The 10,329-nt window shown below is 74.5% G+C and carries 9 protein-coding genes; 6 read left to right on the forward strand and 3 right to left on the reverse strand.

Annotated features, from left to right (window positions below; genetic code table 11):
- Positions 1-49: 49 nt before the first annotated feature.
- Together AB7F12_RS15910 and AB7F12_RS15915 are read left to right on the forward strand one after the other, a co-directional pair.
- Positions 50-1,159, forward strand: a complete 1,110-nt coding sequence (locus tag AB7F12_RS15910; RefSeq protein ID WP_428517952.1) for a zinc-binding dehydrogenase — start codon at positions 50-52, stop codon at positions 1,157-1,159.
- On the forward strand, positions 1,156-2,322 hold the full coding sequence (locus tag AB7F12_RS15915; RefSeq protein WP_428500655.1) for a CaiB/BaiF CoA transferase family protein: 1,167 nt from the start codon (positions 1,156-1,158) through the stop codon (positions 2,320-2,322). Before AB7F12_RS15910 ends, AB7F12_RS15915 begins: the two co-directional genes overlap by 4 nt.
- A gap of 28 nt (positions 2,323-2,350) precedes the next feature.
- Here the strand turns inward: AB7F12_RS15915 and AB7F12_RS15920 are convergent, their stop codons facing one another.
- The gene (locus AB7F12_RS15920; protein ID WP_428500654.1) at positions 2,351-2,713 is read right to left on the reverse strand and encodes a hypothetical protein; all 363 of its coding nucleotides are present in this window, start codon (positions 2,711-2,713) and stop codon (positions 2,351-2,353) included.
- Between the two features lie 145 nt (positions 2,714-2,858).
- On the opposite strand from AB7F12_RS15920, the gene AB7F12_RS15925 reads away from it, so the two are divergent.
- From AB7F12_RS15925 to AB7F12_RS15940, 4 genes are all read left to right on the forward strand, one after another.
- Complete coding sequence (locus tag AB7F12_RS15925; RefSeq protein WP_428500653.1) at positions 2,859-5,804, forward strand: BTAD domain-containing putative transcriptional regulator; 2,946 nt, start codon at positions 2,859-2,861, stop codon at positions 5,802-5,804.
- A 54-nt stretch (positions 5,805-5,858) separates the two neighbouring features.
- Positions 5,859-7,052 carry an FAD-dependent monooxygenase gene (locus AB7F12_RS15930; RefSeq protein ID WP_428500652.1) on the forward strand — a complete coding sequence of 398 codons (1,194 nt, stop codon included), beginning with the start codon at positions 5,859-5,861 and terminating at the stop codon, positions 7,050-7,052.
- Between the two features lie 79 nt (positions 7,053-7,131).
- Positions 7,132-7,401 (forward strand): hypothetical protein, encoded by a 270-nt coding sequence (locus tag AB7F12_RS15935; RefSeq protein WP_428500651.1) that lies wholly within the window; start codon positions 7,132-7,134, stop codon positions 7,399-7,401.
- A 297-nt stretch (positions 7,402-7,698) separates the two neighbouring features.
- Complete coding sequence (locus AB7F12_RS15940; protein WP_428500650.1) at positions 7,699-8,367, forward strand: maleylpyruvate isomerase family mycothiol-dependent enzyme; 669 nt, start codon at positions 7,699-7,701, stop codon at positions 8,365-8,367.
- Here the strand turns inward: AB7F12_RS15940 and AB7F12_RS15945 are convergent.
- Both AB7F12_RS15945 and AB7F12_RS15950 read right to left on the reverse strand, forming a co-directional pair.
- Positions 8,345-9,460 (reverse strand): isocitrate/isopropylmalate dehydrogenase family protein, encoded by a 1,116-nt coding sequence (locus AB7F12_RS15945; protein ID WP_428500649.1) that lies wholly within the window; start codon positions 9,458-9,460, stop codon positions 8,345-8,347. The two genes, AB7F12_RS15940 and AB7F12_RS15945, sit on opposite strands and share 23 nt — an antisense overlap.
- A 74-nt stretch (positions 9,461-9,534) precedes the next feature.
- Positions 9,535-10,230, reverse strand: a complete 696-nt coding sequence (locus tag AB7F12_RS15950; protein WP_428500648.1) for a GntR family transcriptional regulator — start codon at positions 10,228-10,230, stop codon at positions 9,535-9,537.
- Positions 10,231-10,329: the final 99 nt, after the last annotated feature.

Consider the following 10,329-nt stretch of genomic DNA (forward strand, 5'->3'; position numbering starts at 1 on the left):
CACCCCGGAGAGCCCGGCGCGGCGCCGCGTCATCGGCTAGGAAGAGAGCGTGACCGACGCCAGAGCAGCCGTCCTCACCGAGTACCGCGCCCCCTTCACCGTCGAGACGTTCCCGCGCCCCGAACCCGAACCCGGGGCGCTCGTCGTCGACATCGAGGCCGCCACCGTGTGCGGCTCCGACGTGCACGTGTGGGCCGGTGACCTCGAAGGGCGCCTCCCGATCTCCCTGCCCCTGATCCTCGGCCACGAGATGGCCGGGCGCGTCACGGCGATCGGTGCGGGTGCCGACGTCGACAGTCTCGGCAACCCGGTCCGGATCGGCGACCGGGTCGTCTGGGCGCACACCCCGTGCGGGCGCTGTCGCCAGTGCACGCTCGACAAGGAGCCGACGCTGTGCCCGCAGCGCTACATCGGCTACATGTCCGACTGCAGCCGCCCGCCCCACTTCACCGGCACGTTCGCCGAGGTCGGCTACGTCGTCCCCCGCGCCGGGCGGCTGGTGGTCCCCGACGGTGTCGAGAGCACCTGGGCCGCGGCCGGCAGCTGCGCGGTCCGCACGGTGGTGCGGGCCCTGGACGTCATGGGACGCATCGAATTCACCGACACCGTCCTCGTCCTGGGCGCCGGCCCGGTCGGGCTCTTCACGACGGCGCTCGCCTCCCTGCACGGGCCCCGCAGGCTCGTCGTCGTCGGCGGGCCCGCCGACCGCCTCGCCCTCGCCCAGGAATGGGGCGCCACCGACGTCGTGTCCGTCGACGAGCACCCCGACCCCGAGTCGCGCATCGAGCTGGTCCGTGACCTCACCGGCGGCGGCCCGAGCGTCGGGTTCGAGATGGCGGGCGCACCCGGCGCCGCGGCCGAGGGCGTCGACATGATGGGGCGCAACGGCCGCTACGTCCTCATGGGCACCCTCGGCGGCGACCGCCAGCAGGTCGACGTCGCCCGGATCGTCGGGTACGGGCTGCGGCTGCGCGGCTCGATGAGCGGCGACATCGGCGACTACGCCGTCGCCCTCGACGCGCTCGACCGCCACTCCGACCGTTTCGACTGGAACCGCGTCCTCGGGACCACCTACGGCCTGTCCGAGCTCGACCGGGCGATGGCCGCCATGCGCGCCATGGCCGAGATCAAGCCCGTCCTCGACCCCCGGCTGCCGTGAACGCCCAGGGCTCGACGTATGCAGGCCTGCGGGTCGTCGACTTCACCGCCATGATCGCCGGGCCCTTCGCCGCGATGATCCTCGCCGACCAGGGCGCGGACGTCGTCAAGGTGGAACGCCCCGGTGGCGACGACTCCCGCCGCCTCGCCCCCTTCGCCGACGACGGCATCTCGACGATCTACACGACGTTCAACCGCAACAAGCGCAGCGTCGTCCTCGACCTCACGACCGACTCGGGTCGTGAGGCCGCGTTGCGCCTGTGCGACCGGGCCGACGTCGTCATGGAGAGCTACCGGCCGGGGAAGTTCGACAAGCTCGGGCTGTCGTGGGAGACGCTGTCGGCGCGCAACCCGCGGCTCGTCCACTGTTCGGTGTCCGCCTTCGGCCGCGGCCCGCTCGGCGCGGAGCTGCCCGGCTACGACCCCGTGGTGCAGGCCTTCACCGGGCTCGTCGACGCCACCGGCCACCCCGGTGGGCCCTCGGCGCGGGTGCCGGCGTCGGTCGTCGACATCACCACCGGCATGTGGGCGGCCATGGGGATCATGTCGGCGCTGGCGCGCCGGTCACGGACGGGCCGGGGCGAGCGGGTCGAGATGGCGCTCGTCGACTCCGGGTTCGCGCTCATGTGCCACCAGCTGGTCAACCTCGTCGCGACGGGCCGCCCACCGGTCAAGACCGGCGCGGTCACGCCGATGGCCGCCCCCTACGAGACGTTCCGGTGCGCCGACGGCGAGCTGATGGTCGCCGCCGGCAACGACGCCATCTTCCGGCGGATGTGCGTCGCCCTCGGTGTCCCCGGGGTCGCCGACGACCCACGGTTCGGGTCCGTCGGCGAACGCGTCGTGCACCGGGAGGCGCTGCACGGGCTGCTGGAGGCGCGGACGTCCCGGTACTCGCGGCGCGACCTGGAGGGGCTCCTCGGCGACGCGAAGGTCCCGGTGTCCGCGGTCAACCGGCTCGACGAGGCCCTCGCCACCCCCGTCGCGCAGGAACGCCGGCTGCTCGTCGACCCCGTCGGCGCCCCCGACGGCGCCCCGGCCCTGCCGCGGCTGCCGTTCCTGTCCCCCGACGTCGTGCTGCGCAACCCCCCGACGCTGGGCGAACACACCGCGGAGGTGCTGGCCGAGCTCGGCGGGGAGGGTGCTGAACGACTCGGGCCGTAGTGGACATTGCGCGGTGGGCCCGAGCTGCTCAGCGCGCTCCCGGGGCGGTCGCGGCGACGAGGTACTGCAGCAGCTCGTGCGCGGCGAGCTCGACCTCCTTGTGTCGCCACTCCGCGGCCCGGTAGTGGCAGGCGATGATGCCCATCCGGTGGATGCGGCGGAAGTCGCCGAACACGAACGCGTACCGGGCCTTCGTCTCGTCCTTCGCGCCCTCCGTGAGCCCGAGGTGCCAGCCCGCGTAGTCGTCCCAGGAGTGCCGCTCGAGGTAGTCGTTCTCCTGCTCGGCGCTCGGCTGCACGTCGCCCCAACGGCTGCTGAGCACGTACTGCCGGGAGTCGATCAGCCGCCGCGCGTACGCGACGGCGTCCGGGTTGACGGTGTACGACGCCATCGCCGCATCCTGCCTGTGGGCGAGGCCCGACCGGCGGTGACACGCGCGCAACCCCACTGTGGCCCGGCGCCGTCCGGCGACCGTGCGGGTGCGCTCGAACCACCGCGCGCCGCCGTCGGCCGGTACGTGGGGCAGGATGCGGGAGGTGCAGTTCGGCATCCTCGGACCGCTGCAGGTCCGCACCGACGCGGGTGAGGACGTCGCCGTCGGCGGCCCCCGCCCCCGGGCCCTGCTGGCGATGCTGCTGCTGCAGGCGGGCCGGGTCGTGGGTGTGGACGCGCTGGTCGACGGCCAGTACGGGGACGACCTCCCCACGGACGCCGCCAACGCCGTGCAGGCGCAGGTGTCGCGGCTGCGGCGGGCGCTGCCGCCGGGGACGATCGAGTTCACCGGCGGCGGCTACCGGATCGTCGCCGAACCCGACGACGTCGACGCGCTGCTGTTCGCAAGGCTCGCCGCCGCCGGTCGTCGGCTGCTGCGCTCGGGGGCGCCGGCGGACGCCGCCGCCGCCCTGCGTGACGCGCTCGCGTTGTGGCGCGGGCCCGCGGTACCGGACCTTCCGCCCGGACCCGACGCCACCCGCCTCGACGAGCTGCGCCTGGACGCCCGGGAGGACCTCGCGGAGGCCGAGCTGGCGCTGCCGGGCGGCATTCCCGTCGCGACGTTGCAGCAGCTCGCCGCCGAGCACCCGTTGCGGGAACGCCTGCGCGGGCTGCTGATGCGCGCGCTGCACGCCGCGGGCCGGCCGGCGGAGGCGTTGGAGGAGTACGAGAAGGTCCGCAGGCTGCTGCGCGCCGAGCTGGGCGCCGACCCGTCACCGCAGCTCGCCGAGGTGCACACCTCGATCCTGCGGGCCGAGCACCCCGCCCCGCCACGGCGCCGCCGGGCACCTGCTCAGCTGACGTCGTTCGTCGGACGCGCGGCGGAGCTCGACCGGCTCGCCGCACTCGACGCCACCAGGCTCGTGACGATCGTGGGGCCCGGCGGCATGGGGAAGACACGGCTGGCCGCCGAGCACGCGGCCCGCGACGGGTGCTGGGTCGACCTCGCCCCACTCGGACCGTCGGCGGGCCGCGACGCCGTCGCCGCCACCGTCCTCGCCGCGCTCGGGGTGCGAGACTCACCCACCGCCACCGCCACCGCCACCGGCGCCCCGCTCGACCGCCTCGTCGCGGCGCTCGTCGATCAGGATCTGCTGCTGGTCCTCGACAACTGCGAACAGGTCGTCGCCGCCGCGGCCACCCTCGCCCGCGAGGTGCTGACGGCGTGCCCCGGAACACGGATCGTGGCTACGAGCCGGGAACCCCTCGGGCTCACCGGCGAGACCCTGCTGCCGCTGGGGCCGCTCCCGGACGCCGTGCGGCTCTTCGCCGAACGCGCCGCGGCCGTGCGGCCGGGCTTCGTCGTCGACGACGACAACCGCGCCGCGGTCCAGGCCGTCTGCGCGGACCTCGACGGTCTTCCCCTGGCCATCGAGCTGGCCGCGGCGCGGCTGCGGCAGTTCGGGGTGGACACGTTGGCGCGCAAGCTCTCCGAGCACGACCGGTTCCGGGTCCTGTCCCGCGGCGACCCGACCGCCGACGCCCGGCACCGCACGCTGGAGGCCGTCGTCGCCTGGAGCTGGGACCTGCTCGACGTGGCGGAGCAGACCCTCGCCCGGCGGTTCGCGATCTTCGTGGGTGGCGCACCCGCCGAGGCCGTCGAACCCGTGTGCGGGGTGCCCGGGGACGTCCTCGACGACCTCGTCGACCGCTCGCTCGTCGAGACCGACGGCGAGCGCTACCGGATGCTCGAGACGGTCCGCCTGTTCTGCCTGGCCCGGCTCGACGACGCCGGGGAGCGCGAGACGACCGCCGCCGCCCACGCCCGCTACCACCTCGCCCTGGCCCGGGAGGCCGATCCGCAGCTGCGCCGTGCCGACCAGCTCCGCTGGCTCGCGCGGCTCTCGGCCGAGGACGCGAACACGACCGCGGCGCTTCGCTGGTCCGCCACACACGACCGGCCCACCGCGTTCGCGCTGGTCGCGGCCCTGGCGGCGTACTGGTGGCTGTCCGGGAGGCACAGCAGGTCCGGCCCGGTCGCGGCGGAGCTGCTCGACGGCGAACCGCCGGCGGGGATGGACGAGGAGTACGCGGCCGTCGTCGCCCACGCGGTCCCGCGCGCGGCGCCGGAGCACTGGGCGCGCGGCGAGACGATCATGCGCACCCCCGGCCGCTCGCTGCGCCACCCCTTCGGCGTCGCGCTGTGGGGCATGGCCGCGGGCCCGCCCGACGACCGCGGTCCCGGCCCGCGCATCCTCGGTACCGACGCCTGGAGTCTCGCCCTCGAGCGGTTCTCCCGCGGGTTGCTCGCCGTGCTCGACGGGCGCCCCGCGGAGGCCGAACCGGAGCTGACGGCAGCCCGCGACGCGTTCGGTGAGCTGGGCGAGCGTTGGGGCGGGGCGCAGGCGCTCGACTGGCTGGCGCTCGTCGCGAGCCGCCGCGGCGAGTGGACCCGCGCGCACGAGCTGTGGTCGGAGGCGCTGCGGCTGCAGGAGGAACTGGGCGCGCTCGACGAGTGCGCGGAGGTGCTGTGCCACCGGGCGATGGGCCTGCTGCGGCGCGGCGAGACCACCGCCGCGGCGGCCGACGTCGCGCACGCCCGTGGCCTGTGGACCGCCGCGGGCCGCAACCCGCTGCCGGAGCAGGCGCACCTCGCGTCGGCGGAGATCGCGATCGCGCGCGGCGACGCCGGGGCGGCGCGCGCCGCACTCGCCGGCGCCGGGCGGGGACCGGCCGCCCTGACAGCCCGCGGCCGCGTCGCCGACGACCCCGCCGAGGCCCGCCGGCTCCACGAGGCGGCGCTCGCGGCGTCACACCTGTCGGCCGCGGCACGAGCCGATGCCCTCGAAGGGCTGGCGGCGACGGACCCCGAGCGGGCGCCGTTCCTGCTCGGCGTCGCGGTCGCGCTGCGCGGCACCGCGGTGGCCGGTGACCCGCACGTCGCCCGCGTGGCGGCGACGGCCCGCGACACCCTGGGCCCCGACGCCTTCTCCGCCGCCTGGGCCCGCGGCGCCGCACTCCCCCGCGACGAGGCCCTCCGGACCCGGTGAGCCTGTCAGCGCAGTGTCGGCCGGCTGTCAGCGGTGCGCGCGACCGTTCGGGGCATGACGAACAACGACCTGACCGGCACCACCGTCCTCATCTCCGGCGCCGGCGTCGCGGGCCCCGCACTCGCCTGGTGGCTCGTCCGCTACGGCGCGACCGTCACGGTCGTGGAACGGGCGCCCGAGCTGCGCACCGGCGGTCAGGCCGTCGACTTCAAGGGCGCCGTCCACCGCGCCGTCCTCGACAGGATGGGCCTCTACGAGGAGATCGAGCGCCGGGCGACCGGCGGCCACGACCAGACCGTCATCGACGCCGGGGGCCGCGCCGTCACCGTCATCCCCGGCGACTTCACCGGCGGCGACGTCGAGATCCGGCGCGGCGACCTGGCCGCCCTGCTCTACGAGCGCACCGTCGAGGACTGCGAGTACGTCTTCGGTGACACGGTCACCTCGCTCACCGAGACCGCCGACGGCGTGCACATCACCTTCCGCACCGCCGCACCGCGGACGTTCGACCTGGTCGTCGGCGCCGACGGCATACACTCCGCGGTCCGCCGCGTCGCGTTCGGGCCGGAGGCCGACTACGTGCGCCACCTCGGCTTCCACTATGCGCTGGCCGACGTCGGCGCGGTCGGGGGCACGAACGGCGCCGTCATGTACAACGAGCGCGGCCGCATGTGCGCGGTCGGCGGTCCGAAGGCTCCCGCGTTCTTCGTCTTCGCGACAACGGACACCGCCGCCCGGTTCGACGCCGTCCGCGACGACGCCCCCGCCCAGCAGCGGCTGCTCGCCGAGGCCTACCGGGGCGCCGGCTGGCGGGTGGGCGACATCGTCGACAAGCTGCCGGGGTCGACGGGGTTCTACCTCGACTCGATCAGCCAGGTCCGCATCGACCGGTACTCGTCGGGGCGGATCGTGCTGCTCGGCGACTCGGCGTGGGGCAACACGCTGGGCGGCTTCGGGACCGGCCTGGCGGTCGTCGGCGCCCACGTCCTCGCCGGCGAGCTGGCCGCCGCCCGCGGTGACCACCGGGTGGCGTTCGCGGAGTACGAAGAGGTCATGCGCCGCTACGCGAAGGTCGCGGAGAAGGGCAACGCGGGCCCGTTCCTCGCGCCCCGCACCCGCCACGGCATGTGGGTGCGCAACGCCCTGTTCCGGTTCCGGCCGATGCTCCTGCTCATGATGAGGATGACCGACGGCTACGCGACCGACGTCGACCTGCGGGACTACCCGGCCCCGCGCGGTGCGGCGTGACCGGGCCGGATGGCGTCGCCCGCACGTACGGGCGGCGCTGGTCGGTGGGCGCGCGGCCCGGGCCGAGCACCACGCGCCGATGACCGCGCCCGTCTGGGAGGCCGTGGCCGACGCCAGGGGGCTCGGGCACGGCACCGCGGTCGGTGACGACGCCGTCCCGTGGGCTCCACCGGACGACGCGACCCTCCTGCCCGGCCTGATGTCGGCGGGCAGCGTCGTCGCGACGATCGAGCAGATCGGCACCGACGCCGTGCGCGCCGCCATCCTCGACGCCGCCGCGCCGCACCGCGCCACCGACGGGTCCTACCTGTTGGCGAGCGCGTTCCGCTGGGTCGTGGCCAGGCGCTGACCCTTCAGGGAGGCGTGCCGCAGTGACCGCAGACGGCCGGAACCGCGACCGGAAACCGTTACCGCAGCGCTGGCAGCGGAACTCGAACTGGTAGCCCTCGTTCGTGCTCATGTCGGAGAAGTTGCTGGTGAAGGGGATCAGCCCGGTCATTCTCGTCCCGTTTCGTCGGCGCTCTGACGAGTAGTCGCACGACGGGCCGCCGGCACTACCGGAGCCGGCGCTGTTCGTCCTGGTTCGTCCCGGATCTCCGGAAAACCGGTCCGCGCGCCACGTGGTCGGCGGTGGTTGGCTGGCGGCGTGGATCCGATCGAGGAGTGGACGAACGCGCAGCGCCGGGTCGTCGAGCTGGTGGCGGGGCTCACCGCGGAGCAGGCGGCGACGACCGTGCCGGCGTGCCCGGACTGGACGGTGCGCGACCTGTTCTCGCACATGGTCGGCCTCGGGGCCGACGTCGTCGCGGGCAACGAGCCCGACGACCACGGTGCGGCGTGGACGCAGGCGCAGGTCGTGGCGCGCCGCGGGCGGGACGTCGCGTCGCTGGTCGCGGAGTGGGAGGAGGTCGCCGACCCGCTGCGGGCCTGGATGCGCGCCAACGGTCCCCGCCCGCTGGGCGACGTGATCATCCACGAGCAGGACCTGCGCGGTGCCCTCGGCGTCCCGGGTGGGCAGGACACCGCGGGCCTGATCGCCGTCCGTGACCGCTTTTTGCCCCGTTTCGCCGCGGCCGTGGACGGTCTGCCGCCGGTTGCGCTGAGGGGCGGGACATGGTCGTGGGACTCCGGTGCCGACCCGGTGGTCGTCGTCGAGGCCTCCGACTTCGACCTCGCGCGGGCCCTGGTCGGCCGACGGTCCGCGGCGCAGCTGCGGTCGTGGACGACCCGCGGCGACGTCGAGCCCTACCTGTCCGCCTTCGCGACCCTGGGCGGCCTGCCCGACCGCGACCTCACGGAGTCCGCGAGATCGTGAGGGGCGACGGTCGGAGCGCGGCGACGACCGCCTCGGTGAACGACGTCGTGCCCGCGGTGCCACCGACGTCGCGGGTGCGGGTCCCGGCGGCGAGGGTGTCGCCGACGGCGGTGCGGACGCGGCGGGCGGCGTCGGTGCAGCGGGTGTCCTGGTGCCGGTCGCCGAGCCAGTCGAGCATCATCGCGACCGAGAGGATCATCCCGACGGGGTTGGCGAGGTCGCGTCCGGCGATGTCGGGGGCGCTGCCGTGGCAGGGCTGGAAGACGGCGTGGTCGCGGCCGATGTCGGCCGACGGGGCGAGGCCGAGTCCGCCGGTGATGCCCGCGGCGAGGTCGGACACGATGTCGCCGAACATGTTCTCCATGACGACGACGTCGAACCGTTCGGGTTCGCGGACCATCATCATGACGCCGGCGTCGACGTAGATCCGCTCGGTCTCGATGCCGGGGTGGCGCTCGGCGACCTCGTCGAAGATGCGGCGCAGGAACGCCTGGCTCTTGAGCACGTTGGCCTTGTCGAACAACGTGACCCGGCCGGGTCCGCCGGCGCGGCGGCGGGCGGCGGCGAGGGTGAAGGAGACCTCGAACAGGGTCTCGCTGGCCGCGCGGGTGACGGTCATGCGGTCGTGCTCGACGTCCGGGTCGGCCGAAGGCGGGTCGTTGCGGCCGGCGAAGAGGCCTTCGGTGCTCTCCCGCACGGTGACCAGATCGATCTTCGGTGCATACAAGACCGGGGCAATGCCAGGTAGCAGCGTCGCGGGTCGAACACCGGCGACCAGGCCGAAGCGTTCGCGGAGGTCGATCTGCGGGGCGACCTCGGTCCCGTCGTCGCGGCGGACGTCGGGCAGGCCCATCGCCCCGAACAGGACGGCGTCGGCGTCGCCGGCCGCCGTCATGACCGAGTCGGCGATCGCGACGCCGGTCTCCTTGTATGCGCCGGCTCCGGCCTGGTGGAAGGCGAGATCGAAGCGGAGGCCGAGTGGTTCGGCGACGGCGCGCAGGACGGCGACACCCGCGTCCATGACCTCGACGCCGATGCCGTCGCCGGGCAGGACGACGACGTCGTAGGAGGCGGGGGCAGGCGTCACGGCCATGCGGGCTCCGTTCGGGGGCAGGCAACGCTCGGCGAAACCGGCGCGCAGCAGGAAAGCCCGCGAATTGTATGCAGTCAGCTCGCTTCGACGGAAGCGGGACCGAACACCTGCTCGCGTCCCTCGAGCAGCCTGGACTTCGCCGAGTAGACGTGGGCGAGCATCACGGACTCGGCCCACTCGGGGCTGCGGGCGCGGAACGCGGCGATGATCTCGCGGTGGTGCCGGTTGCTGCGCTGCTGGTCCTCGCGGGTGTAGTCGTGCACGGTACGCAGCATCAGCGGGCCGATGACGACGCTGCCGCGCACCGCGGCGAAGATCTCGCCGCCGGCCGCCCGGGCGATCGAGCCGTGGAACTCACGGTTGAACGCCGCGGTGAGGTCGATGAGCTCGGGGTCGCCGAGCGGCAGCGCCGCGGCGCTGCGTTCGACCTCGTCGCACAGCTCCGCGAGGCGGTCGATGTCGGCCTCGGACATCGTCAGCGCGGCGCGGCGGACGAAGAAGCCCTCGACCACCGCGCGCAGGTCGTAGATCGCGGCGATGTCGAGCGAGCGCCAGTCGACCACCCGGGCACCGCGATGGGGCAGTGCTTCGATGAGCCCCTCGGACTGCAAGCGGCGCAGCGCCTCCCGGACCGGGGTCCGGGACAGGCCGTAGCGTTCTGCCATGTTGGCCTCGCCCAGGCGGGAACCGCCCTCCAGGTCACCGGACATGATGTCCGCCCGGATCATGCGGTACGCCCGGTCGGCCGCCCGTTCGTTACTCGACGTCACCCGGCGAGACGGTACAGGTCCGCGCGGCCTGCGCCACCCACGCGGGCTCCGAAACCCTGAGAATCGTCGAACTTTGTGCACAGTTCACGGCGCGCGATC

The sequence above is a fragment of the Pseudonocardia sp. genome (assembly GCF_050250275.1).
Classification (GTDB): domain Bacteria; phylum Actinomycetota; class Actinomycetes; order Mycobacteriales; family Pseudonocardiaceae; genus Pseudonocardia.

What these genes read in the sequence shown, in the direction of transcription:
- AB7F12_RS15930 (WP_428500652.1), top strand. Translation starts at nt 5,859, where the DNA reads ATGACGAACAACGACCTGACCGGCACCACCGTCCTCATCTCCGGCGCC.
- AB7F12_RS15920 (WP_428500654.1), bottom strand. Translation starts at nt 2,713, where the DNA reads ATGGCGTCGTACACCGTCAACCCGGACGCCGTCGCGTACGCGCGGCGG.
- AB7F12_RS15945 (WP_428500649.1), bottom strand. Translation starts at nt 9,460, where the DNA reads ATGGCCGTGACGCCTGCCCCCGCCTCCTACGACGTCGTCGTCCTGCCC.
- AB7F12_RS15935 (WP_428500651.1), top strand. Translation starts at nt 7,132, where the DNA reads ATGACCGCGCCCGTCTGGGAGGCCGTGGCCGACGCCAGGGGGCTCGGG.